The organism is Actinosynnema sp. CA-299493 (assembly GCF_050946825.1).
Classification (GTDB): Bacteria; Actinomycetota; Actinomycetes; order Mycobacteriales; family Pseudonocardiaceae; genus Actinosynnema.
Map to the genome: position 1 here is coordinate 5347469 of NZ_CP191993.1, position 24735 is coordinate 5372203.

The window sequence follows — 24735 nt, forward strand, 5'->3', positions numbered from 1 at the left end:
GCACGTCGGTGTTCCACGTCGGGGGCGTCGGTTCCGACGCCCCCGATCCCCCACCCGCGGAGGAAGCGCGCATGGCCGGTGTGATCACCACCGAGTTGGCGCCGTACGCGTTGGTCCGCGTGGCGGCGTTGCCCCACCCCGGGCCACCGTCCGGCGCGGCGGGTTTCCGGGCGGCGATGGCCGCCGCGGTCGCGGCGCGGTCCCGCATCCGGGAGCTCGCGCCGAACGTGGCCGACGCGTTGCACGACAGCGCCGGCGACCACCCGGCCGAGTTCCACCGCCGGGTCGTGCTGCCCCTGCGGCGCGACGTGCACAACGACCGCTCGCCCCGGCCCGCGCTGCTGGCCGAGCTGGGCACGCTGCCCGAGCGCGTCCCGCTCGTGAGGGGTTGGCTCGACGAACGCGCCGCGCTCGACGCCGCCACCGAGGCGGTGCTGGACGCGTGGCCGCACGCGCTGGCCGCCGAACGCGCCGTGCTGGCCGAGGTGTGCCGGGCCGAGCCGGTGCGGCTGGCCGGGGTGTCGACCGGCGCGGACCTGCTGCACGGCTTGACCCGCACGGCGGCAGGTGGCGGCACGCCCGACCGCAAGACCCGCAAGGCCGAGGCGACGGTGCTGCGGTACGCGTTGCGCGCCACGTCCAAGACCAGTCCCCTGTCCTGGTACACCCACGTCGGCTGGGGCACCTGGGGTGACGGGCCTTGGCCGGCGGCACGACCGGTGGCGCACACCGAGGTGAACCGGATGCTGCTGACCCGGCTGCTCGCCGCGTTCCGCGACCGGCCGCACCGACTCGCGCCCGGCCTGCGCGAGCACGACGGCCACGTGGTGTTCCGCCGCGACACCCCGGTCGTCCCGGGGCCCGACGCCCCGCCGTCACGGGTCGACTTCACGCGCGAGGAGGAGGTGGACGTGGCGGCCACGGGGCCGCTGCGGTTCCTGGTGGCGGCGGTGCGGGACGCCGGGCCTGACGGCGTCGTGCCCGCCGACCTGGCCGGGGCACTGGCCGCCAGGCTGTCCACGCCCGACGCGGGCGCCGCCGCCCGTGCCTACGTCGAGCGGATGCTCGACATCGCCCTGCTGGTGCCCGTGGAGCCGGTGCACCCGCAGGACCCGGACGCGCCGGCGGCGGTCGCCGCGTGGCTGCGCGAGCGGGGCGCGCACGAGGTGGCCGATCGACTGACGCGGCTGGTGACGGCCACCGCCGCGTTCGCCACCGCGGACCCACCCGCGCGGGCCGTCGCCACCGCGGCACTCGACGCGGGCTGGCGCGAACTCGGCGAACGGGTCGGCGTCGACCTGTCCGGGATCGCGCCGGTGAGGGAGGACGTCCTCCTGCCGGAGCCGGTCCCGGTGCCCGCCACCGGGACCGGCGCGCTGACCCTGCTCACCCCGCTGCTGGTCCTGTTCGACCAGTACGTGCTGTTGCGCAGGCTGGTGCGCAACCGGTTCGTCGCGGCGGTCGGCCCCGGCGGCACCGCCTCCCTGGCGGAGTGCGCGGTCTTCCTGTCGGGCGTCTCGCCGGACGACGTGAACAGCGCCGAGTCCGGGCACGATCCCGAGGTCGTCGCGCTGATGGAGTCCCGCGCGAAGATCGCGGCGGCGGCGCGTGCGGACGGCGTGCTGACGGACGACCTGGTGCACGAGGCCGCCGCCCACGTGCCGGAGTGGTTGCGCCGCCCCGGTTCGTACGCGTTCTTCGGCCAGCCGACGCGGGACGGGCGGCTGGTGGTCAACCACGTCTACCCCGGCTTCGGCAAGTTCACGAGCCGGTTCCTGCGGCGGTTGCCCGGCGCGGCGGACGCGGTGGCCGCGCGGTTGCGGCGAGCCCTCGGGGAGCGGTTCACCCAGTTCCGGCCGCTGCGCGGGTTCAACGCCAACCTGCACCCGCTGCTGGCCGCCCGCGAGATCGGCGAGGACGCCCGGTGGGCCGACCTGCCCGCCGACGAGCTCCAGGTCCGGCACGACCCGCGGACCGACGAGGTCAGGGTGGTGCACCGGGGCGAGCCGCTGGACGTGGTGTACCTCGGGTTCCTGTTGCCGTTGGTGCTGCCCGACCGGTACATCCCGCTGCACGCTGACCTGGCGTGCGGCTGGATCGCCCTGGAGGCGCTGCGGTCGAGGGAGGTCGACGGCGACGTCGTGCTGCGCGGAGGGCTGCGCTACCGCGACGTGGTGCTCGCCCGCCGCACGTGGGACTTCCCCGTGCTCCCGGAGTTGGGCGCGGACGAGGCGGTCGCGCCCGCGGTGGCACGGTTGCGCGCCCGGCACGGGCTGCCGGAGCACGTGTTCGTGGACGCCCACGCCACGTCCCGGTCCGCCGACCACCTGGCACGCGGACTCATCCGGGCCAAGCCGCAGTACGTCGACTTCGGCAACGCCCTGCACCTGCGCTGCCTGCCCCGGCTGCTGTCCCGGTTCCCCGGCGGTGTCGAGCTGACCGAGGCGTTGCCCGTGCCGGGTGCGCAGTCCCCCGGCGGTCGGGTGCTCGAAGTGGTCGCGGAGACGTACTGGGGTGTCTCGTGACGGACGAGCGGGTGGACGGGGAACTGCTGCGGCTGCGCCCACTCGTCCACGCCGGCCCGACGGACGACGGCCTGCACGTGCGGGGACGGGCGACCGCCTTCACCGTCGGTGGCGGCAAGGGCCTGTGGACGATCTGGCAGAAGCTGGTCGGACCGTTGACCACGGGCGTGCCGCCGGAGCGGTTGACCGTGCCGGAGCAGGCGCCGCCGGCCGTGGCGGCGGCCCTGGGGATGATCATCGATCAGCTGCGCGAGCACGACCTGCTGGTCCGGGTGCCCGCCTCCTGGGACGTCGACGGTCCGCCCGAGCACGTCGCGCGGTGGCTGGAATCGGTGGCGGAACGGCCCGCGCGGGCGTGGGACTCGTTGCGCGAGAGCACGGTGACCGTCATCGGGTCCGGCGCCGTGGCGGAGGCCGCGCGCCGGGCATTGGCCGCCATCCTGCCGGCGGTCGCGCCGGTCGAGCCGGGGCCGGGACTGCTGCTGGTGTGCGGCGCGCACGCGGTCGCCGCCGGGTGTGCCGCGGACGTGGGGTTCGTGGTCGCGCCCGGTGCGCGCGGTGACGTGCCGGCCGACGCCGAGGCCGTCGCCCACCGCCTCGACGGGGCGGCGGGTGAGCCGCCGGCGGTGCTGGCGGCGCTGGTCGGCTCGGCCGCCGCGCACCGGTTGGTGTGCGCGGTCGCGGGGCTGCCCGATCCCGCGCAGGTGTCCGACGCGCCCGCACCGCGTCCGGTGCACCACCCGGTGTTCGTCGCCCGGGTGGACCCGCTGCGGGCGGACTACCACCCGTGGTTGTCGGCGGTGCGCCCCGCGCCGCCCGCCGGGCAGACCGTCGACGTGCTGGGTGACGCCGAACTCGGGCCGGTGCCCGCACCGGAGACCGGTGACCTGCCCCAGGTCCCGGTGAAGCTGGCCGCCTCGGGCGGTGTCGTCGGGTACGGCGTCACCGAGCAGTCCGCCCGGCTGGACGCCGTCCTCCGCGCCGCGCGTCGGCTGGCGCCCGGCAACGCCGTGGTGGGCGCGGATGCCGTCCACGCGCTCGGTCTCGCGCTGCGCACCGCCGCCCGGGCCCTGCCGGGCACCCCGGTCGACCCGGACGAGTGGCAGACCGACCCGACCGCGCGGCGGTGGTGGAAGGCGGTGGTGGTGCGGTTCGCGCTGTCCGCCGAGCTGGCGGTGGACCGGCTCGGCGACGGCGTGGTGCGCGCGGTCGTGCGCTCGGGTGACGCGGTCGTGCGCTCGGGTGACGCGGGTGGCGAGGAATTGTCCTGGGCGATCGAAGCGACCGCCGCCGACGCCGTGGCGTTCGCCGCGATGGCCGCAGCGGGCCGCGCTCAGGTAGGCCGGTGGGAGCACGCGGTGCGTTCCGGTGGTTCGAAGCCGGTCGTGCAAACCGGCGGGTCGGAGCCGGTCGTGCTCTCCGGCGCGTTCCCGGTGGAGGAGCCGTACGCGGCAGGTGTGCCCTGGACCGGTCGGGGTTGGCACTGGCCGCACGGGTTGCGCGAGGTGGAAGGCGCGTTGCAGCGTCGGTTGGCGGAGTTGTCGGGCGGCGTGGAGGTCGAGCCGGTGGTATTGGGTCCGGTCCTGCGCTCGGCCGGTGTGGTGGCGTTCGCGGTGCCGGGGGTGGGCCGGTGAACGTGGTGTCGTTGACCGCCTACACGATCGGCGACGTGCGGCGCGTCGGCGCGGACGGCACGGCGGTGTTGCCGATCCGGTACGACGGCACGGTGACGTTGCTGGGTCCGGTCGTCGGAGGTGGGCCTGGGGTGTGCCTCGGCTGCGCGGAGGACATCCGGCTGGCCGCGCAGAGCGCCACCGTGCCGCGCCGTGACGAGGGAATGCGGTTGGGTGGCGTGCCCTCCCCCGTGCACGGCCCGTTGGTGGACGCGTTGACCGATCTCGTGCTGGCCGATCCGGACGCCTACCGGGACCGCGTGCTGGCCGTCCGCACGGATGTGGGCGCGGTGACCGAGCACCTGGTGCGGCCCCGCCCCGGGGGCTGCCCGGTGTGCGGGCCGCTGCCCGAGGACACCGCCGCGACCGCGGTCGTGGCCCGCGGACCGGCGCCCGTGTCGCCGGGCGCGCTGCGCGGCGCGAACCCGCTCACCGGCGGCGACGCGGTGCGCGCCGCGGTGGTCGACCGGCGGCACGGGCCGGTGGACCAGGTGACCCGCGTCGGCGACCTGCCACTGCCGGCGGTGAGCGCGCGGATCGTGAGCGACGACGGGCGGCAGACGGGGCTCGGTCGGACGGCCACGTTCGGCGAGTCCGAGCGGGTGGCGTTGTTCGAGGCGGTGGAACGGCTCGCCGGGATGCGTCCCCGGCGCACCTCGACCGTGCTGGAGGCGTCGTTCGCCGACCTGGGTCCGGCACGGGCGGTCGACCCGACCCGCCTCGGCCTGCCGGACTTCCCGTCGCCGCGGTGCACGCCCTACACCCCGGAGGTCCGCACGCGCTGGGTGCACGGGTGGTCGTACTCGCGCGGCGCCACCGTGGCGGTGCCCGAGCACGTCGTCTACTGGGGCGGCACACCCGGACCGCGGTTCGTCAACGAGACGTCCAACGGGTGCGGCACCGGCAACAGCCTCACCGAGGCGGTGCTGTACGGGCTGTTCGAGGTCGCCGAGCGGGACGCGTTCCTGATGGCCTGGTACCAGCGGACGCCGTTGCGCGAAGTGGTGGTGCGCGACGAACTCGCGCTGCACCTGTCCGACCGGCTCGACCAGCTGGACTACCGGCTGGAGTGCTACGACGCGACCAACGACCTGGCCGTGCCCGCCGTGCTGGCGCTGGCCCGCTACGTCGGTGACGGACCGGCGCCGCGGGCGTTCTTCGCGGCGGGCGCCGGTGTGGACCCGGACGTCGCGGTGCGGTCCGCGGTGGTGGAGGTGGCGGTGGACGTCGAGTCGGCCGCCAGGCGCGCGCGTGCCGAACCGGAGGAGCACGACCGGGAACGGCTGCTGCGGCTGCTGCGCGAGCCGGAGCTGATCCGCACGATGGAGGACCACGTGGCGGTCAACGGCCTGCCCGAGGCCGCCGACCGCCACGACTTCCTCCGACCGGGCGACCCGGTGGCGCCGCCCGCGCCCGACGTGCCCCGGCACGACCTGGACGCGTTGCTGGAGCACTACGTGACCGCGTGGGCCGCGCTGGACCTGGAGGTGATCGCGGTGGACCTGACCGATCCGGTGGTGCGGGACCGCCTCGGCCTGCACACGGCGAAGGTTGTCGTGCCGGGCACCCTGCCGATGACGTTCGGCGAGCGCGACCGCAGGACCCACGGCATACCGCGACTGCGCGCGACCGGCCCCCTGCTGCCCCACCCGTTCCCGTGACGGCCGCCGACGCGCACCGGCACGGGCCCGGCCGCGCGATCACGTCGGGCCCGGAGCCCGCGCCACAGCCGCCCCCGGCGGGACCGCGGATCGCGTTGACCGACCTGCCGGGCCGGTTCGGAGCGGCGTTGGGCCACCGGCTTCACCTACGACCTCACCCCGCTGGAGGACCGACCGTGACGTGGACCGGTCGGGACGTCCGGAGACCGCTCGGGTGCGAGGGTGAAGAACCGGCGCTGCCACAGCGCCATGAGCTCGGCGCGCACCTCGTCGGTCAACTCCCCCGCCAGCGCCGCGATCGTGGACTTGCCGTCCACGGCGGCCAACAGGCCGAACACGGCCGGTGACACGGTCGCCGAAGGACCGAACGAGTAGCCCAGGTAGACCTCGCCGCTCACCTCGTCGCCGGGCTGCCAGTCCTGGCGCAGCCGGGTGTCCGGGCGGAACGCCGGCACCAGGTCGTCCAGCGCCCGGATCACCGGTTCCCGTCGTCGGACCAGGAAGTCCTCGACCACCAGGACGTCGATCTCGGTGGTGAGGTAGCTGGTGATGGCGTCGTGGATCGTTTGCACGATGGGTTCGGCGTTGTTGTTGAACGAGGTGTTGAGCAGCACGGGGGTGCCGGTGAGTTCGCCGAATCGGGTGATCAGGTCGTGGAACCGCGCGTTGGCCCCGGGGGTGACGACCTGGACTCGCGCGGTGCCGTCGACGTGCGTCACGGCGCCCAGTTCGGTTCGCCGGTCTTCCCGGACGTGCACCACGAAGGACATGAAGCCGTGGTCGGCTTCGGTGTCGGTGAGGTCGAAGTAGGTGGCGGCGGCTTCCGGTGTGACGGCGGGGGCGAAGGGGCGGAAACCTTCCCGTTTCTTGACCATGGCGTTGATGCGGTCCCGGTTGTCGACCGGGCGTGCGTCGGCGAGGATGCTGCGGTTGCCCAGGGCGCGTGGTCCGAACTCCGAGCGTCCGTGTGCCCAGCCGACCACCGCGCCGTCCGCGAGCAGCCGGGCCGTCGCGCCGACGACATCCGCGGGCCGCTCGATGTCCACTACCCCGCTCCACCGCGCCAACTGCCGCTCCACCTCGTCCGGTGTGCCCAGGTCCGGGCCGAGGCTCGCGCTGGTCAACCGCGCGACGCGGGTGTGGGGTGTGCCGAGGCGCTGGGCGGCCACGATCGCCGCGCCTTCCGCCGCGCCCGCGTCGTGCGAGGAGGGGTGGACGAAGACCTCGTCGAACAGGCCCGACCGCAGGATCACGCCGTTGAGGCTGCTGTTGTGCGCGACACCGCCGGTGAAGCACAACCTGGTCGCGCCGGTCTGCCGAGCCCAGTGCGCGAGCACGTGCATGGCCAGGATTTCCAGCGTCTCCTGGAGCCCGGCCGCGAAGTCCTTGTGCTCCTGCGTCACCGGTTCACCGGCGATCCGGGTGAGGAACCCGATCGCGTGGAACGGCGCCACGGTCGGGTTGATGTCCGGCAGACCGGGGGTGAGTTCGTAGTCGCCGTCGGGGAGCAGGGTGTAGAGGCTGCGGAACTGCTCGCGGTAGGTCGCCGGATCGCCGTACGGCGCCAGCCCCATCACCTTGTACTCGTCGCCGAAACCGTAGCCGACGTGCCCGATCGCGTTCTGGTAGAGCAGGCCCAGCGAGGGCGGGACCGGGTAGGACCGGAGTTCGCGCATCCCACCGGCCCCGGCGGCGAAGATCGTGGTGGAGACGTCCTCGCCGCGGCCGTCCATGACGACCACCAGCGCGTCCGCCATGCCCGACCGGGCGAACGACGACCACGCGTGCGCGAGGTGGTGCCGCGCGAACACCACCCGGTCCGGGGCGATGTCCCAGTCGAACCGGGTGCGCAGCCGTTCCCGGAGGAGGTCGAGGCCGGTGGTGCCCGGCACCACGGGCGCCGCCACCTGGAAGGTCCGCAGGCCCAGGTCCAGGAGGTCCTGGTCGAAGTAGTAGCCGACGCCGTCGATGTCCCCCGGTCGGACGCCGGCCAGTTCGAGGCAGGCGCGCACGGCCTCGGTCGGGAACCTGTTCGTCTTCTTGATCCGGTTGAACCGCTCCTCCTCGACCGCCGCGACGAGCTCGCCATCGGCCACCAGGCAGGCGGCGGCGTCGTGCATGAAGCTCTGGTACAGCGCCGGTGACAGGTCGAAGTGTCCACTGATGCCCAACGTCAGCATGGCTGTTGCTCCACTCGTGAGGTCCGGCGCTGCCCGTCGTGAGGTCCGGTGCCACCCGCTCGGCGACTACCTCGACGAGCCAACGGTTCCAGCTCCGCCGGCGGCACGGCCAGCCGAAGGTTCGGGACCGCCCGGACGGCGCGCCGGCGCTCGCGGTCGGGCGGGGCATCCTCCGATCGGAGGATGGGGTGGGTCTACCGGGGCCGCGGTGATCCCGGTCCTCGTGGTCGATCCCGCGGACGGCGGGACCATTCGCGTCTGCGGCCTCGACCCGGGACGCGACACCGGCGGGCTGCGGCAGTTGCTCGGCGCGCAGCTCCAGGAGAGCGAACTGCCCGACAAGCTGGAGGTCCGCGAGGCGCTGGAGCTCTACAGCTCCTTCTACCGCGCGGCTACCCGACCCCGCCGGGCTGACGGCCCGCCGGACCCCGAAGCGTTCTGCCGATCGGTGGTGCTGGGGTCTCCGGTCCTGCTGCCATCCTTCAGGCAGTCCCGCACCGCGCACTCGGGCGTGGTCCCCGAGCGAGGAGGTCCACCGTGATCCGTCGTCTGCTGGTCGCCGTCGTGGTGGCACTCGGCGTCGTCGCCCTGGCGCCTGCCTCGGCCCAGGCCATCCCGGTGTGCAAGAGCGGCTACGCGTGCCTGTACCAGTGGTACGCCGACCCGGAGCACACCGAGTTCAACGGCTTCCGGTCCATCGACTGCGACGGCAGCGTCGTGACCTCCGGTGTGCAGCGCGGTTACCTGGTGTTCGGCCAGGCTCGCTGCAACCCCCTCGACTGAGTCCGTCCGAGGTCCGGTCGGCACTTCGCAGTCAGTGGCGACGGCATCGACGCCGCCGCGGTGCGGCTCAGTCCCGAGGGCCGAGCGCCTGTCCCGTGCAGTCGATCTCCGCCCACACGGTCTTGCCGTTCTCGCGGTGGTCGACGGCCCACCGCGCGCTGCAGTGCTCCACGAGCACCATCCCCCGTCCTCGGTCCGAGCCCAGTCGCGACCGACCTGGAGCCACGTCGCCGCTCCCGGCGTCGTCGACCTCGATCCGCACGACAGCGGGCTCCGACAACCTCCGCAGTCGCACCCGGCGAGGAGCCTCGCCGTGGTCGTAGGCGTTGGACACCAACTCGGTGACGACCAGCAGGCAGTCCTCGATCTCGTCACCGGTCAGACCGGACAGCACCTCACCCGTCCACCGGCGGATCCCGGCCAACGGCGGAACCTCGCCGGTGAGGTCCAGAGCCGATGGTCCGGCACCAGTCTCGCTCTCGTAGAGCATCACCACCCGCTCCACCCTCCTGCCGAATACGCCGAACCACATGAGGTGTACCCGCACGTCGCCGAACGAATCACCTCCACCGCCGACCCACCGCCGCCGAGCCTGATCAGGTGACCCAGGCCACGCACACCAACAGGGACCGCGGCCACGGGACGTGGCCGCGGTCCCTCTCGGCGCGGAACCGGTGTGGTGCGGGGTCAGGAGGCGGGCATCAGGACCTTGTCGATGACGAACACCGTGGCGTTGGCGGTCGGGATGTTGCCGCACAGCACCTTGGCGCCGTTGACCGTGACGTTGTCGCCGGAGCCTTCGACCTTGAGCGCACCGCCCTGCACGGTGGGCAGGTCCGCCGAGGACAGGATGCCGTCCTTGTCCATGCGCTGCGGCACGACGTGGTAGGTCAGGATGCCGGTCAGCTTGGCCTTGTCGGCGAGCACGGCGTTGAGCGTGTCCGCGCCGAGGGCGTCGAAGGCGGGGTCGTAGGGCGCGAAGACGGTGTACTTGGCGTCGGTCTTGTTGAGGGTGTCGACGAGGTCGGCGGCCTTCACGGCGGCCACGAGCTTGGTGAGCAGCGGGTTGTTGCTCGCGGCGGTGGCCACCGGGTCGTCGACCATGCCGTCGAGCGAGCCCTCGGTGTCCTTGGGCAGGTTGGCGCAGGCGGCGCCGAACACGTCACCGGTCTTCGTGACGCCGTCGCTCATCGCCTTGGCGGCGGTCGTGGTGGTCGTGGTCGTGGCGGCGGCCGGGGTGGTGGTGTCGGAGGCCGCTTGGTCGCCGCTGCCGCAGGCGGTCAGGGCGAGCAGGGCCGCGGTGACGACGCCGACCGCGGACGCGATCCGGGTGCTGCGCATGAGAGGTCACTCCTTTGAGGACGGTTGCCGGGACGGTTCTTCCCGGCTTGTCACGGGTGGTTCGGCGCCGGTGGGGCGTCGGATTGGTCGGTCCGGGAAAAAGATCGGGAGTTCTCCCGCCGCGCGGTGTTCGGGCTGGTCACGGTCGGGCGGTGAACACGATCGTGTGCCAGCCCGCGGCGCCGTCCGGGATCGGTTCGGCCCGTTCGCGGGTCTGGGTGTAGCCGGTGCGGTCGGTGGCCCGGACTTCCAGCGTGTGGGAACCGGCGGGGAGGTCCAGCTCGGCGCGCCACATCCGCCAGGTGTCCACGTTGACCTCCCGGCTCAGGGTCGCGGTCTGCCAGGGGCCGCCGTCGACGCGGACCTCGACCCCGTCGACACCCCGGTGCTGCGCCCAGGCCACCCCGGCGGCGGTGAACTTCCCGGCGGGCACCTGCTCGAAGGCCTTGGGCCGGTCCACGCGGGACATGGTCTTGATCGGGGCACGTCGCGCCCAGTCGCGCTTGACCCAGTACGCGTCGAAGTCGGCGAAGGTGGTGAGTTCGGCGTCGACCAGCCACTTGGTCGCCGAGACGAACCCGTACAGCCCGGGCACGACCATCCGCACGGGGAAGCCGTGCTCGGCGGGGAGCGGTTCGCCGTTCATGCCGATGGCCAGCAGCGCGCCGCTGTCGGGTGCCATGATGTCCTCGACGGGTGTGCCGCAGGTCCAGCCGTCGACGCTGCGGGTCGCGAGCTGGTCCGAGCCGGGCCGGACCCCCGCCTCGACGAGGATGTCGCGCAGGGACACGCCGATGAAGTCGGTGGTGGAGATGTACGGCCCGCCGACTTCGTTGGACACGCAGCAGAGGCTGATCGTCCGCTCCACCAGCGGCCTGTCCAGCAGGTCGTCGTAGGTGAGCACGAGTTCGCGGTCGACCATGCCGTGCACGCGCATCCGCCAGTCCTGCGCCCGCATCCTCGGCACCGACAACGCGGTGTCCACCCGGTAGAAGTCGGCGTTGGGGGTGATGAAGGAGGGTGTCCCGGATGCGGCGAAGTCCGCACCCTCCGGGATCGGCGGCGCTGCCACGTCGGGGGTGAGCCGGATGGCGCGACGGGAGGCCTCCACGTCGACGCGACCGCCGATGAACTGGCCGGCGGCGGCGGTCGCGCCCGCCGCGGCGGCGACGGCCGTGGAGGTGATCAGGAAGCGGCGGCGTCCCAGGCCGGGAACCGACCAGTCCAGCGCACGCGTGCCGGTGCCGGTGCCGTTCACAGTGTCCTCGACGGTCGACGGCACGTCCGACGGGGCACGGCGGGCGAGCCGGTGCAGCCACCGGAAGACCAGGACGCCGACGACCAGGCTGGTCACCGGCGCGAGCACGGCGGCCGGCCCCAGCGTGGGGCGGGCTAGCACCGCCGCGATGCCCACGACGCCGAGCGCGGCGGCCAGGACCGTTCCCGGTAGCGGGCTGCGGCGGGACAGCAGCCCGGCGACGACCGCCGCGGCAGCGATGGCCAAGGCCATGCCCGTCAGCAGGACGAGCTTGTCGTCCTCGCCGAACGTGCGGATCGCGAAGTCCTTCACCGGGTGCGGGGTCAGGTCGATGGCGGTGTTGCCCACGGCCAGGAACGGTGACGCGAACGGGTCGACGAGCGCGGCGACGAGGTGCCCGGCGGCCAGCGCCGCGCCCACCGCGACGACGCCCGCCGCGGCCGCCGCCCACAGCGGCAGCCGCGGTGCCCCGGGATCGGTCCTCTGCCTGCGTGTGGTTGCGTTCACACCAGTTGTTCGCAGCGGACGGCCCGGCGGATTGCCCTTCGCGACCGGTATTTCAGACCAGCGGCAGGACCACCACGGTCGGGGTGGTGGGGTGAGCCGACCCACCACGCGGTTCCACGGTCAAGCCCACTGCCTCCCGGCCGGTGAAGCCACCCGCCAGCAGGGGTTCGGTCTGTCCGGCCGAGGACGCCAGCAGCCCGGCGGGACGCGGTCCGTCGGCGCCGATCAGCCACAGCTGGTACGTGCGGTCCTCGGGCAGTCGCGCCAAGCCCTGGCCGAGGAACAGCACCTGGCCCTTGGCGGACGACGCCACGACGGTGCCGGTGCCGCCGCCGGTCGCCTCACCTCGGACGAGCTTGGCGTCCGGTGCGGCCAGCAGGTCGGCCACCCGGCTGTTGTCGGCGTTGACCTGCGCCAAGGCCTGGAGGTCCTGCTCCAGGCGACGATTGGTGTCCGCTCCCTGGATGCCCAGCGTCACGGCGACCGCGATACCCGCGGCGGCGGCCAGCGTGGCAGTCCTGCGCAACCACACGACCCCGCTTGAGGCTCCGCGCGTCGGTTTCCCTCGGCGGAGCGGCTCCGTTCCGGTCCGGACGGTCCCGTCCACGTCGGTTTCCGGTGGCAGTTGGCGGGTGTCGGCGATGGCGCTCAACACCCGGTCGCGCAAGTGGCCCGGAGGCTCGACCGTGGCCACTCCCGCCAACAACGCGGTCGTCTCGAACAACTCCGCGGTCTCCTGCGCACAACCCGGACAACCCGCGACGTGCTCCTCGAAAGCACGCCGCTCGGCGTCGGAGACCGCGTCGAGCACATAGGCCCCGATCAACGTGTGCGCGTCCACGCGCGCGGTGCCACCGGTCACCGGGTCACCCCCAGACAGTCCCGCAGCCTGATCAGACCGTCACGCATCCTCGTCTTCACCGTGCCCAGCGGGATGCCGAGCACCGACGCCGTCTCGGGGTAGGTGTAGCCCCGGAAGTAACCCAACAGGATCGACTCCCGCTGCAACTCCGTCAACGACGACAGGCACCGCCGCACCTGCCGCTGCTCGACACGCGCCGCCACCTGCTCGCTCACCGCGTCGAACGGCGTCTCCACGTCACGCCGCGCCGCCAGGTCCTCCCGCCGCGACGCCGCCTGCGCCGACCGCACCCGATCCACCGCACGACGGTGCGCCACCGTCATCACCCACGCCAACGCACTACCCCGTTGCGGGTCGAACCGGGCGGCCGTGCGCCACACCTCCACCAACACCTCCTGCGCGACCTCCTCCGACTGCGCGTGATCACGCAACACCCGCACCACCAGACTCAGCACCCTGCCCGCCACCACGTCGTACAACCGCTCGAACGCCCGCTCGTCACCCCGCGCCACCAGGCACAACAACTCCTCCGCCGAAACACCGCCCGCCTCACCCACACCACCCACGTCACCGGCGGCGGCGGATACGGCCTGGAGCTTGCGCTCACGCCCTGCCATCGTGTCCCTTCCGTCGGATCGCCCTTCGATCCCCGGTGGTTCGCAGCCGACCGGCTCACGGGTCGACCAAGACCAGAAAAAGTGACGCACATCACATGGGTGCCCGCTCGGTCCCCGGAAACGCACGCGGGACCACTGCGAAGGCAGTGGTCCCGCGTCGGATCCACAGCCCTGCCGGCAGCTGCCGTCGGACTCCCGGAAGCCGGTGTCGGGGCCTGCCGTGCGGTTGACGACGGTCGGCACGCAGTTGGCCTGGTCGAGCCGGAAGCTGTAGGACAGCGTCCAATTCCCGGAGGGGAAAACACCGGCGGCGGAACCGCCGGCGTCGCGCTCAGGTCGCGGGGAGGATCTCGACGTGCCCGTCGGTTCCGTTCACCCGGATCCGCTGCCCGTCCTGGATCACGCGCGTGGCGCGCTCCACCCCGACCACGGCCGGCAGGCCGTACTCCCGGGCGATCACCGCGCCGTGCGTCATCAGGCCGCCGACTTCCGTCACCAGGCCCGCGATCGCGACGAACAGGGGCGACCAACTGGGATCCGTGTGCGCCGTGACCAGGATGTCGCCCGGTTCGACGTCGGCCTCCGCCATGTCCAGGATGACCCGGGCCCGGCCCTCCACGGTCCCGGCGGAGACGGCCAGGCCGACCAGCGCGCCGGCGGGCAGGTCCTCGCGCCGGTACGCGCCGTTGAGGGTCTCGCCGTCCGAGGTGAGCACCCGTGGCGGCGTGAGCGCTTCGTACGACCGGAACGCGTCCTTGCGCCGGCTGACGAGCCCGTCGTCGACCCGGTTCGCGCGCACGACTTCGCGGAGCTCCTCGAACCTCAGGAAGAAGATGTCTTCCTTCTCCCGCAGCACGCCGGCCAGCACCAGGCGCTCGGCCTCGGCCAGCAGCGCCCGCTTGTACACGAAGTAGCGGCTGATCATGCCGTACTTCGGGTACTCCCGGTACCCGGCGAACGTGCGGACGAGATCGATCTTCCGCTTGGTCTCCTCGGCCTTGCGCTCGCCGTCCGGCAGCGCCCGCAAGCGCTCCAGCACCTCCTGCTCCTTCTGCCACGTCTCCTGCCGCCCCTGTTCGAAGCGCCGCCCGCCGGCGCCCGGTTCGAGGTTCTTCACGGTGGACAGGAGCAGGGGCAGGAGCATGACGGGCCGTTCGCTCCAGCGCGGCCTGGTGATGTCGATCTCGCCGACGCAGCGCATGCCGTACTTGTCCAGGTAGGCCACGATCGCGTCGCGCGCTGCCCGACCGCCGTCGAGCTCGACCAGCCGGTCGAGGAAGTCCTCGTCCGCCGCGTCCACCGCGTCGCGCAGGAAGGCGACGACCTCCGGGTGCGGGCGGATCGCGTCCGCGACGTCGAGGAGCGCCAGCCCCATCTCCGAGGTGACGTTGTGGGGGACGGACTGCGAGAGCGCGTCGGCCGCGTCCTTCTCGCCCAACCACTCGTGCAGCCGCTCGTTGAGCCACCACGTCGCCTGCATCGCCGCCATGATCGGCTGGATGCCGCGCGGGTCGAACAGGAGCCGCCTCAGCTCCTGGACGTCCGCCTGGATGAAGTCGAGCAGCTCCGCGCCGGACTTGCCCCGGATGTCGCGCGCCACCGCGGCGACGGACGCCTCACCGCGCTCGACCAGCTCGGTGACGAGAGCCGGATCGGCCTCGATCATGACCGGCTCGGCGCCGGGGATCGACTGGGCGGGACCACCGCCGTCCGGGAGCGACGGGATGAAGCCGTCCCGGTCGAGGACGGTCCGCAGCGCGTCGTCGATCAGCGGGTCGGACTTGCCGATGACCGTCAGCAGGCCGACGCGGCCGGTCGGCGACGCCAGCACCGGGGTGACGTCGACGAACAACCTCCCACCGGCTTCGGCCATGGGCCGCGGGGTCGTCATCTGCCACACGGAGAGCCCGAGGGGTTTCATGGCGTCGGTCATCATCTGCTGGTGGCCGACGGACACGTAGACGTGGTTCTCGTCGTCACCGGTCTCGGGGACGGGGAACAGCGTCGTGATCGGCCGGCTCTGGACGACCTGGAAGCCGTCGTCGACCAGGCACCACTCGATGTCCTGGGGACGGCCGAAGTGCGCTTCGATCCGCCTGCCGAGCCGCACGAGGCGCACGACCTGCTCGTCCGTCAGCGCCGGCCGCTCCTGCTCCTCGGGTTCGATCGCCTCTTCCCGCGTCCCGCCGTCCGGCGAGGCGTGGATCGCGAGTTTCTTGGCGGCGACCGCCTTGGCCACGACCTCGTCGTCCCGCACCTGGTAGGAGTCCGCGTTCACCAGGCCGGAGACCAGGGCCTCGCCGAGGCCGAAGGTGGCCTCCACGGCGGCGACCTCGCGGTTGGACGTGATGGGATCGGCTGTGAACAGCACCCCGGACGCGTGCGGGAAGACCATCCGCTGCACGACCACGGCCATGCGGACCTCGCGGTGGTCGAAGCCGTTGCGCAGCCGGTAGGTCACGGCCCGCTCGGTGAAGAGCGAGGCCCAGCACCGGCTGACGTGCCGGAGGACCGCCGCCGGTCCCACGACGTTCAGGTACGTGTCCTGCTGGCCCGCGAAGGAGGCGCCCGGCAGGTCCTCCGCCGTCGCGCTCGACCGGACGGCGCAGGCGACTCCCTCACCGAGCCGGGCCAGCGCGTCGGTGATCGCCGCCGCCACGTCGTCGGGGACGGCGATCCCTTCGAGGATCCGCCGGACCTCCGCGCTCCGGGCGCGGATCGCCTCCCGGTCCTCCGGGTCGAGCCGCGACAGCCGGTCCAGCGGATCCCCGATCGACGGCGCGTCCGCCACGATCCGCCGGAAGGCGTCCGTCGTCACGCAGAACCCGGGCGGCACGCGGATGCCCTCGATCCGCGAGAGCTCACCCAGGTGCGCGCCCTTGCCGCCCACGAGGGCGACCTGCTCCTGGTCGGCCTCTGCCAGGTCGAGCACGTAGCCGCCCGTCCGCGAACCTTCCGCCATACCCGTCAAGCTTTGCTCGCTCCTCGTTCGCGCCGGCAGTTCCCGGTCTTGCCCACCTGTTGTCACAGCGTTCTACCGAAACCTTGTTTTCGCAGGTTGTGGGGGTTCGGCCGGAGATTCTGCGGCATGACCGGGGTCTTGCCGCAAGCCCCCCGATGCGCTATATGTTGAAGTGGGAGGAAGTGCGCGATTCATTCCATCGCCTTTTCCCGGGATAACGAGCCCGGTCCCGCCGATCCCGTTATCCGCCGGCGCCGCCCGTCGCGGCCGGCGCGGTCAACGGCAGGTGGACGCGGAAGCGGGTGTCGCCCGGCTCGGACTCCACCCGGATGTCGCCGTGGTGGCGGTCGACCACGATCCGCCACGAGATGTCCAGGCCCAGCCCCGTGCCCTCACCCACCGCCTTGGTGGTGAAGAACGGCTCGAAGATGCGCCTCTTCACCCCGTCCGGGATGCCCGAGCCGGTGTCTCCGACCTCCACCACCACGTCCTCGCCGGCGCGGTACGTGCGCACGGTCAGCGTGCCGTCGCCCGCCATGGCGGCCACCGCGTTGTCGACCAGGTTCGTCCACACCTGGTTGAGCTCGGCCGGGTACGCGGGCAGCGGCGGCAGGGAGCGGTCGTAGTCCTTGACCACGCGCACGCCGTCGCCGAGCTTGCCGCCGAGCATCACGAGCGTGGAGTCGAGCAGCTCGTGCACGTCGACCACCTGGAACGGCGCCCGGTCGACCTGCGAGTACTGCTTGGCCGCGCCCACCAGCGCGGACACCCTGGTGGTGGCGTCCTCGATCTCGTTCATCAACGTCTCGGTCTCCACCGTGTAGGCCAGCCAGCGCACGGCGGCCTCGGTGGCGGTCTGCGGGCACAGCGCCGCCGCCCGGTCCAGCCACTCGACGTCCAGCCCGCCCGCGACCAGCACCGGCGCCAGGTCCCAGCCACCCGACACGCCGTGCGCGTCCAGCCAGTCGGCGACCTCGTCCTCCAGGTCGGCTGCCTCCATCGGACCGAGCTTCGGCGCCTTCGCCACCTGCTCGACCGCGCTCTCCTGCAGCTCCACCAGCACCGGCAGGGTGGCCGGGTCGATCGAGCCGCTCGCCAGCAGCGCCAGCTTGTGCCGCATCCCGGCGACCCGTTCGCGCAACGCGCCGGTGGCCCGCACCGCGGCCGCGGCCGGGTTGTTCAGCTCGTGCGTCAGCCCGGCCGACAGCGAACCGAGCGCGAGCAGCCGTTCCCGCTGGCTGACGATCCGCTCGGTGTTGCGCATGCCGAAGAACAAGCCCTCCAGCAGGTGCATGGCCATCGGGAACCACGAGCGGAACATCGCGCCGAAGTCGTGCGCGGGCAGCTGGTAGAGCCGCAGGTCGGTCACCGCGTCGGCGGTCATCTGGTAGACCGTCTTCGCCTCCACGTCGGAGCCCAGGTACGCCTGGGTGGCCCCGAAGTACGCGCCGCGGTGGTCGGTGCGGTTGGTCTCCACGCGGTGGCCGCCGATGACGCGGCTGAGCGCCACCGTGCCGTCCAGCAGCACGAAGAAGCACGTCGCCGCCTGTCCCTCGCGCAGCACCTGGGAGCCCGCCGGGTGCGTCTCCACCTGGCCGTGCGCGACGAGCCACGCCAGCTGCTCCTCCGACAGGTGCTCGAACAGGAACAGGCCGCGCAGGTCGTCGACCGTCAGGTTCTCCATCACGACCTCTCCAGGTAGCGGTGGACCAGCGACACGGCCATCGCGCCGTCGCCGACCGCCGACGCGACCCGCTTCACCGAGTCCGCGCGCACGTCGCCGGCGACGAACACGCCCGGCAGGCTGGTCTCCAGGTGGTAGGGCGGCCGGTCCAGGTCCCAGCCCGCGGGCGGGCGGCCGGCGGTGACCAGGTCCGGTCCGGCGAGCACGAACCCGCGCTCGTCACGGGCCAGTGTGCCCGCGAGCCAGTCGGTGTGCGGCGCGGCGCCGATGAACGCGAACAGCCACGACGCGGGCACGGTCGTCGCCTCGCCGGTCTTGGTGTGCCGCAGCGTCACCGTCTCCAGGTGCTTCTCCCCCGTGCCGCCGACCACCTCGGTGCACGTGCGCACCTCGACGTTGTCGATCCGGGCGAGCTGTTCGACCAGGTAGTGCGACATGGACCGGGCCAACGAGTCGCCGCGCACGACCAGCACCACGCGGCGGGCGTGCGCGGCGAAGTAGAGCGCCGCCTGGCCCGCCGAGTTCGCGCCGCCGACGAGGTAGACGTCCTGGCCCGCGCAGCTCGGCCCCTCGGTGGTGGCCGCGCCGTAGAACACGCCCCGGCCGGTCAGCGCGCCGAGCCCGGGCGCGTCCAGCACCCGGTAGGACACGCCGGTGGCGAGGATGACGGTGTGCGCGGCCAGCTCGGTGCCGTCGTCCAGCCGGACCACGCGGGCCGCGCCGCGCGCCTCCAGACCGACCACGTCGCACGCGGTCAGCACCTCGACGTCGAACTTCAGCGCCTGCCGGCGGGCGCGGTCGGTGAGCTGCTCGCCGGACACGCCGTCGGGGAAGCCGAGGTAGTTCTCGATCCGGCTGCTGGTGCCCGCTTGACCGCCGGTGGCGCGCCGCTCGACCAGCACCGTGCGCAGCCCTTCCGAGCCGCCGTAGACGGCCGCGCCCAACCCGGCGGGACCGCCGCCGACCACGATCAGGTCGTAGAAGCCGGTGGACGGCCGCGTGGACAGGCCGACCCGGGCGGCCAGTTCGGCGTCCGACGGCTCGACCAGCGTCCCCCCGTCCGCGGTGATCACCACGGGCAGCCGCGCGCCGTCCTCGCCGCACGCGGTGAGCAGCCGCCCGGCTTCGGTGTCGCCGTCGTCGAGCGCGTGCCAGCGGAACGGGACGGAGTTGCGGGCCAGGAAGTCGCGCACCTCGTAGGACCGCGACGACCACCGGTGCCCGATCACCCGGACCTGCCCGGCCGGGCGCCGGTCGGCCGCCCGCCACGCGCCGAGCAGGTCGTCCAGCACCGGGTACAGCTTCTCCTCCGGCGGGTCCCACGGTTTGAGCAGGTAGTGGTCGAGGTCGACGACGTTGATCGCGCGGATCGCCGCGTCGGTGTCGGCGTACGCGGTCAGCAGCACCCGCTTGGCGGCGGGGAAGAGGTCCATCGCGGCTTCCAGGAACTCGATGCCGCTCATCCCGGGCATCCGGTAGTCGGCCAGCAGCACGGCCACCTCCTCCCCGCGCAGCTTGATCTCGCGCACCGCGTCGAGCGCCTGCGCCCCGGACTCGGCCCGCACGATCCGGTAGTCCTGGCCGTACTTGCGGCGCAGGTCGCGCGCCACGGACCGGGACACGCCCGGGTCGTCGTCCACGGTGAGGATCGAGGGCCTCGCGACCTGAGGAGTCGTCATGTCCACATTGTCGTGCCCGCCGGAACGGCGGTCCCATCGCGGTTACCCTCTGCTGGTGCTCGGCACCGTGCGGTTCGGGGTCCTGGGGCCGTTGCGGGTGGAGCGGGCCGGCGAGCCGCCGGCGCTGGGCGGGCCGAGGCAGCGCGACCTGCTGACGCTGCTGGTGCTGCGCGCCAACCGGGTCGTCAGCGCCGAGTGGCTGGTCGACGCGCTGTGGGACGGTCGGCCGCCGTCCGGCGCGCAGGTCACCCTGCGCTCCTACGTGGCGGTGCTGCGCCGTGCGCTGGAACCGGAGCGGGGACGCCGCGCGCCCGCCGAGCTGTTACGCGGTCACACCGGCGGCTACGAGCTGAGCGTGCCACCGGACGCCGTGGACGCCGTCCGCTTCACCGCGCTCGTCGGGCACGGCGCGCACGCACTGGCCGGCGGCGAGTGGCAGGCCGCCGAGCACCACTACGCCGGCGCGCTCGCCCTCTGGCGCGGCGGGGTGGCCACCGACCTCGCCGCGGTCCGACCGGACGCGGCCCGCCTCGCGGAGGCGCACGCCGAGGCCGGCGAAGGCCGTTTCACCGCCGCCGTCGCCGCCGGCCGGCACCAGGCCGTGCTGCCCGACCTGCGCCAGTTCGTGGCCGCCCACCCGGAGCGGGAGAACGCCCGTGCGCAGCTGATGCTCGCGCTCTACCGGGCGGGCCGGCAGACCGACGCGCTGGCGGTCTACGACGAGGGCCGCCGGCTGCTGGCCGACGAGCACGGGGTGGAGCCGGGCGAAGCCCTGCGCGACCTGCACCGCCGGGTCCTGTCCCACGCCGTGCCACCGGTGGGCGGGAACACGGGGGCTCCTACCCGCACCCGCGACCCCGGCCGCCCCTCAGACACCCGTCCCCCTGGCCGCACCGCCGGCACACCCGAACCCGGCCACACGGGCGCACCGCACGCCGCCCTGGTCGGCCGCACGACCGGCACCCGCGACCCTGGCCGCACCGCCGGCGCGCCCGAACCCGGCCACACGGACTCCCCGCACACCACCCTCGTCGGCCGCACGGCCGAGCTCACCCTCCTCACCGACCTCCTGGCGGCGTCGGGTCGGGACGGGGGCCGGTTCGCGGCGATCGTCGGCGAGGCGGGCATCGGCAAGACCACCCTGGCCGACGCCCTCGCCCGCCGGGCCGCCGAGACCGGCATCCCGGTCGCCTGGGGACGCTGCCCCGACCTCGGTCAAGCACCGCCGTTCTGGCTCTGGACCCAGGTCGTGCGCACCCTCGTCCCGCTGGCGGGCGACGCGGGCGCGGACCCGGCCCTGGCGGGTTTCGGCGCCGGCCCGAGCACCGGCGCCGACATCGACCCCACCGCCCGTTTCCGCACGTACGACGCGGTCTCGGCACTCGTGCACGCCGCCGCCCTCGCCACCGGCCTCGTCCTCGTGCTGGACGACCTGCACGCCGCCGACGCCGACTCCCTGCTCCTGCTGCGCTACCTGGCCGGCACCGTGCGCACGTCCCGCGCGCTGGTCGTCGCGACCCTGCGCCCTTACGAGCACGACCCGGCCCTGGTCGCCGCGCTCGCCGACCTGGCCCGCAGCCCCGGCTGCCGACAGCTCAGACCGGCCGGCCTGGACGCCGACGCGGTCGCCGGCCTGGTCCGCGAGCACACCGGCGCGCCCGCGCCGGCCGACCTCGTGCTCGACCTCCTCACCCGCACCGGCGGCAACCCGTTCTTCATCACCGAGCTGCTCACCTCCGCCGAACCGACCGGCACACCGCCACCGAGCGTGCGCGACACCGTCCGCCGCCGGCTGCACGCCTTGGACGACCGCACCCGCGACTGGCTCGACGTGCTGAGCGTCGCCGGCCGGGACCTGGACGTCGACCTGCTCGAAGCCGCCACGGCGACCGAGGTCCGGCTCACCCCGCACGTCGCCCACCTGGTCACCGAGCCCGGCGCCGGCGTGGTGCGCTTCCGGCACCCGCTGTTCGCCGAGGCCGCCTACGCCGACCTCGCCCCGACCCGCCGGGCCGACCTGCACGCGCGGCTCGCGGACGCGGGATGGCACGCTCTCACCCCGGCCGAGCTGGCACACCACTACGGCCGGGCTCGCGGCCGGGAGGACGACCACCTGCGCTGGACCCTCGAAGCCGCCGACGACGCCACCCGCCGCCTCGCCTACGAGGACGCCCTGGCGCACCTCGACCGGGCCGCCGACCTGCTCACCGCGCCCGAACGGGAGCTGGCCGTGCACCTGCACCGCACGTCGTTGCTCCAGATCACCGTCGGCATCGGCAGCGACGCCGTCGACCTGGCCGCCGCCCGCGCCCGCGAACTGCTCGTCCGGGTCGATCCCGACACCGACGTGCGGCACGCCCTGTGGACGCTCGGCGAGCTGGCCTGCAACCGCGCCGAGTTCGCCATCGCCGCGGACCTCGCCGGCCGCCTCGCGTCCGACGAGGGCGTGATCGGCGCCGCGGGCCACTACCTGCTCGGCGTGGTCGGCTACTTCACCGGCCGCCTGGTGGAGGCCGACCGCCACCTCACCGCCGCCATCGACCGGTTGCGGGAGCTGGACCCCCGGGAGCTGGTCGGGCGGGCCGGTCGCACACCCACGCTCGCGACCTACGACTTCCGCGCCCTGGTGCGCTCCCTGCGCGGTGACGCGGAGGCGGCCCGGTCGGACCTCGCCGCCGCGCACGCCCTCGCCGAACGCGCCGACGACCCGTACGGGCGGGCCAACGCCACGCTGTTCGCCGCGTGGACCGCCGTGCAGGAGCACGACGCCGCCGCCGCGCTCGCCGCCGCCCGTCGCTGCCGCGAGATCGGCGCCCGTCAGCACATGCCGCACTTCGTCACGACCGGCGACTTCTACGCCGAGTGGGCCGCCGTGCGCGGCGGGGACGACAGCCGCCTCACCGCCATGCGTGCGGCCCGGGAGGGCGTCCACCGGCTCGGCCTGCGCGCGACCCGCACGATCAGCCTCGGCGCGATGGCGGACGCGTACCTGGTGACCGGGCGCCACGCCGACGCGGCGGCGTTGGCCGACGAGGGTCTCGCCATCGCCGAGGAGGTCGGCGAACGGGTCTTCGCCGCCGAGCTGCACCGCGTGCGCGGCCTGGCCACCGGCGACCGGGCCGACCTGGAGACCGGTGCGCGACTGGCCGAGGCGCAGGGCGCCGACCTGGTGCGAGCCCGCTTCCCACGCTGATCCAACAGAACTCCAACAGCTCTCCGGTGGCCTGTGATCCGACACCGGAGGAGGACACGTGGAGTTCGACGTCGTAGTGGTCGGTTGCGGACCGGTCGGGGCGGTCACCGCCAACCTGCTCGGAGCCAGGGGCGTGCGGACCCTGGTCGTCGAACGCGACACCGCGCCCCATGGGCAACCACGCGCCTTCTCCTGCGACGACGAGGCGTTGCGGGTCTACCAGCAGGCGGGTCTGCTGACCGAGGTCGCCGGCGACATGCACCAGCCGCGGCGGGCCGAGTACGTCAACGCCAAGGGCCGGGTGTTCGCCACCATCGCCCTGGACGAGGTCGACTTCGGCCTCGGCAGCCGTCCCCTGCACTTCTTCGACCAGCCGCGCCTCGAAGCGGCGCTGCGCGCGGGGCTGCGCCGGTTCCCGCACGTCACCCTGCGCACCGGTGTGGAGCTGACGCGGCTCACCCAGGACGACGAGGCCGCCACCGTCGTGCTGCGCGACCTCGACACCGACGAGGAGACCGAGGTGCGCGCGAAGTACGTGCTGGGGTGCGACGGCGCCCGCAGCACCACCCGGGTCGCGGCCGGGATCGCGCTCACCGGCACGTCCTACGCCGAACCGTGGCTGGCGGTCTCCGGCGACGTCGCTCCCGGCGGGGTGCGGGTCCCGGACACGACGTTCGTGTGCGACTGGCGGCGGCCCGCGTTCGTCTCGCCCGGCGCGTTCGACACCTACCGGCTGGAGTTCATGCTGCGCCCGGACGAGGCGCCGGCGGACATGACCAGCCCCGGGACGGTCGCCCGGCTCGCCGCGCCCTACGTCGACCCGGACCGCTTCACCGTCACGCGCGCGATCGTCTACACGTTCCACCACCTGGTCGCCGAGCGCTGGCGCGACCGGCGGGTGTTCCTGCTCGGCGACGCCGCCCACCAGATGCCGCCGTTCCTGGGCCAGGGCCTGTGCAGCGGGCTGCGTGACGCGGCCAACCTCACCTGGAAGCTCGCCCTGGCCCTGGGATCGGACACCTCCCGGTGGCCGCTGGACGGCTACGAGCCGCTGCTGGACAGCTACGAGGCCGAACGCCGCCCGCACACCGAGGCGATGGCCCGCACCAGCGTCCGGCTCGGCCGGGTGTTCCTGGTGCGCAACAGGGTCGCCGCCTTCCTGCGGGACGTGGTGCTGCGCGCCGTGCAGACCGTGCCGCGCGTGCGCCGCCTGGTGCGCCACTTCGAGTTCAAGCCGTTGCCCGCGCTGCCGGACGGGCGCGTCATGTTCCCCCAGCCCGAGGTCGTCGTCGGCGGGGTGCGGCGGCTGCTCGACGACGTGCTCGGCCCCGACTTCGCGGTCATCGGGCCGGGGGTGGACGGGCGCACGGCCCGGAACTGGTCAGGCCCACGCGCGCGGTTCCTCCGCGTGGTCGCCGAGGGCGAGGCCCGCACCGAGGACGACCTGGTGGACGTCACCGGCGAGCTGACCGCCTGGTTCGCCCGTCACCGCACCGACGTCGTCGTGCTGCGCCCGGACCGCTTCGTGCACGCCGATCAGGTCAGGAAGACCCAGTAGAAGTCCCAGGCGCCCTTGCTCGGCCAACAGGCGTAGTAGTCGACGCCCTCGGGGATCCGCGCGCCCTCGGCTTCGCACTCCTCCTCGGTCGCGAAGGTGGCCGTGTACTGCCAGTAGTCCATCGCCTCCGCGGGTGCGGCTCGAACGGGTGCGGGTGCGAGCGCGGGTGCGGCTTGGGCGGCACCCGCGCCGGCGCCGAGGAGCAGGAGGGTCGCCAGGAGCAGTGCGCGCATCGGTTCTCCCCTTCGCGGA

16 protein-coding genes and 1 pseudogene are annotated in these 24735 nt (G+C 73.6%); 7 read left to right on the forward strand and 10 right to left on the reverse strand.

Annotation, left to right across the window (positions count from 1 at the left end):
- Positions 1-71: 71 nt before the first annotated feature.
- Genes ACQPYE_RS22285 through ACQPYE_RS22295 form a run of 3 tightly spaced genes read left to right on the forward strand, consistent with a single transcriptional unit; the run spans position 72 to position 5859 of the window.
- A complete protein-coding gene (locus ACQPYE_RS22285; RefSeq protein ID WP_498714120.1) occupies positions 72-2525 on the forward strand; it encodes a lantibiotic dehydratase in 2454 nt (817 codons plus the stop codon).
- A complete protein-coding gene (locus ACQPYE_RS22290) occupies positions 2522-4159 on the forward strand; it encodes a hypothetical protein (protein WP_498714122.1) in 1638 nt (545 codons plus the stop codon). The genes ACQPYE_RS22285 and ACQPYE_RS22290 overlap by 4 nt, the downstream gene beginning before the upstream one ends.
- Positions 4156-5859: a TOMM precursor leader peptide-binding protein gene (locus ACQPYE_RS22295; RefSeq protein ID WP_498714124.1), complete on the forward strand. Its 1704-nt coding sequence runs from the start codon at positions 4156-4158 to the stop codon at positions 5857-5859. Before ACQPYE_RS22290 ends, ACQPYE_RS22295 begins: the two co-directional genes overlap by 4 nt.
- A gap of 146 nt (positions 5860-6005) precedes the next feature.
- Here ACQPYE_RS22295 and ACQPYE_RS22300 read toward each other — a convergent pair whose 3' ends face one another.
- Entirely contained in the window at positions 6006-8039 is a 2034-nt protein-coding gene (locus tag ACQPYE_RS22300; RefSeq protein ID WP_498714126.1) for a carbamoyltransferase family protein, read from the reverse strand.
- Between the two features lie 238 nt (positions 8040-8277).
- Between ACQPYE_RS22300 and ACQPYE_RS22305 the strand changes: the two are divergent.
- Together ACQPYE_RS22305 and ACQPYE_RS22310 are read left to right on the forward strand one after the other, a co-directional pair.
- Positions 8278-8427: pseudogene (locus ACQPYE_RS22305) on the forward strand (ABC transporter ATP-binding protein); the annotation flags it as partial.
- 149 nt (positions 8428-8576) lie between these two features.
- The gene (locus ACQPYE_RS22310; RefSeq protein WP_498714128.1) at positions 8577-8822 is read left to right on the forward strand and encodes a hypothetical protein; all 246 of its coding nucleotides are present in this window, start codon (positions 8577-8579) and stop codon (positions 8820-8822) included.
- A gap of 67 nt (positions 8823-8889) precedes the next feature.
- On the opposite strand, the gene ACQPYE_RS22315 is transcribed toward ACQPYE_RS22310, so the two are convergent.
- The 8 genes from ACQPYE_RS22315 to ACQPYE_RS22350 form a co-directional block, all read right to left on the reverse strand.
- Positions 8890-9369 carry an ATP-binding protein gene (locus ACQPYE_RS22315; protein ID WP_498714130.1) on the reverse strand — a complete coding sequence of 160 codons (480 nt, stop codon included), beginning with the start codon at positions 9367-9369 and terminating at the stop codon, positions 8890-8892.
- 140 nt (positions 9370-9509) lie between these two features.
- Positions 9510-10163 (reverse strand): fasciclin domain-containing protein, encoded by a 654-nt coding sequence (locus ACQPYE_RS22320; protein WP_498714131.1) that lies wholly within the window; start codon positions 10161-10163, stop codon positions 9510-9512.
- A gap of 139 nt (positions 10164-10302) precedes the next feature.
- Positions 10303-11928: a molybdopterin-dependent oxidoreductase gene (locus ACQPYE_RS22325; protein ID WP_498714133.1), complete on the reverse strand. Its 1626-nt coding sequence runs from the start codon at positions 11926-11928 to the stop codon at positions 10303-10305.
- A 52-nt stretch (positions 11929-11980) separates the two neighbouring features.
- The gene (locus tag ACQPYE_RS22330) at positions 11981-12790 is read right to left on the reverse strand and encodes an anti-sigma factor (RefSeq protein WP_498714135.1); all 810 of its coding nucleotides are present in this window, start codon (positions 12788-12790) and stop codon (positions 11981-11983) included.
- Positions 12787-13407, reverse strand: coding sequence for an ECF RNA polymerase sigma factor SigK (gene sigK / locus ACQPYE_RS22335; protein WP_498714137.1), 621 nt, complete (start codon positions 13405-13407; stop codon positions 12787-12789). The genes ACQPYE_RS22330 and sigK overlap by 4 nt, the downstream gene beginning before the upstream one ends.
- A 331-nt stretch (positions 13408-13738) precedes the next feature.
- Positions 13739-16369, reverse strand: a complete 2631-nt coding sequence (gene rph, locus ACQPYE_RS22340; RefSeq protein ID WP_498714140.1) for a rifamycin-inactivating phosphotransferase — start codon at positions 16367-16369, stop codon at positions 13739-13741.
- A 241-nt stretch (positions 16370-16610) separates the two neighbouring features.
- Complete coding sequence (locus ACQPYE_RS22345; RefSeq protein WP_498714142.1) at positions 16611-18053, reverse strand: ATP-binding protein; 1443 nt, start codon at positions 18051-18053, stop codon at positions 16611-16613.
- Positions 18053-19732 (reverse strand): NAD(P)/FAD-dependent oxidoreductase, encoded by a 1680-nt coding sequence (locus tag ACQPYE_RS22350; RefSeq protein ID WP_498714144.1) that lies wholly within the window; start codon positions 19730-19732, stop codon positions 18053-18055. The genes ACQPYE_RS22345 and ACQPYE_RS22350 overlap by 1 nt, the downstream gene beginning before the upstream one ends.
- Positions 19733-19787: 55 nt before the next feature.
- Between ACQPYE_RS22350 and ACQPYE_RS22355 the strand changes: the two genes are divergently transcribed.
- Positions 19788-22925 carry an ATP-binding protein gene (locus ACQPYE_RS22355; RefSeq protein ID WP_498714146.1) on the forward strand — a complete coding sequence of 1046 codons (3138 nt, stop codon included), beginning with the start codon at positions 19788-19790 and terminating at the stop codon, positions 22923-22925.
- Between the two features lie 58 nt (positions 22926-22983).
- Entirely contained in the window at positions 22984-24483 is a 1500-nt protein-coding gene (locus ACQPYE_RS22360) for a bifunctional 3-(3-hydroxy-phenyl)propionate/3-hydroxycinnamic acid hydroxylase (RefSeq protein WP_498714147.1), read from the forward strand.
- Here ACQPYE_RS22360 and ACQPYE_RS22365 read toward each other — a convergent pair.
- Positions 24462-24716, reverse strand: a complete 255-nt coding sequence (locus ACQPYE_RS22365) for a hypothetical protein (RefSeq protein ID WP_498714149.1) — start codon at positions 24714-24716, stop codon at positions 24462-24464. The genes ACQPYE_RS22360 and ACQPYE_RS22365 overlap by 22 nt on opposite strands.
- Positions 24717-24735: the final 19 nt, after the last annotated feature.

Coding starts and splice junctions, on each gene's coding strand:
- ACQPYE_RS22285 (WP_498714120.1), top strand. CDS start 72: ATGGCCGGTGTGATCACCACCGAGTTGGCGCCGTACGCGTTGGTCCGC.
- sigK (WP_498714137.1), bottom strand. CDS start 13,407: ATGGCAGGGCGTGAGCGCAAGCTCCAGGCCGTATCCGCCGCCGCCGGT.
- ACQPYE_RS22345 (WP_498714142.1), bottom strand. CDS start 18,053: ATGGAGAACCTGACGGTCGACGACCTGCGCGGCCTGTTCCTGTTCGAG.
- ACQPYE_RS22300 (WP_498714126.1), bottom strand. CDS start 8,039: ATGCTGACGTTGGGCATCAGTGGACACTTCGACCTGTCACCGGCGCTG.
- ACQPYE_RS22350 (WP_498714144.1), bottom strand. CDS start 19,732: ATGACGACTCCTCAGGTCGCGAGGCCCTCGATCCTCACCGTGGACGAC.
- ACQPYE_RS22320 (WP_498714131.1), bottom strand. CDS start 10,163: ATGCGCAGCACCCGGATCGCGTCCGCGGTCGGCGTCGTCACCGCGGCC.
- rph (WP_498714140.1), bottom strand. CDS start 16,369: ATGGCGGAAGGTTCGCGGACGGGCGGCTACGTGCTCGACCTGGCAGAG.
- ACQPYE_RS22365 (WP_498714149.1), bottom strand. CDS start 24,716: ATGCGCGCACTGCTCCTGGCGACCCTCCTGCTCCTCGGCGCCGGCGCG.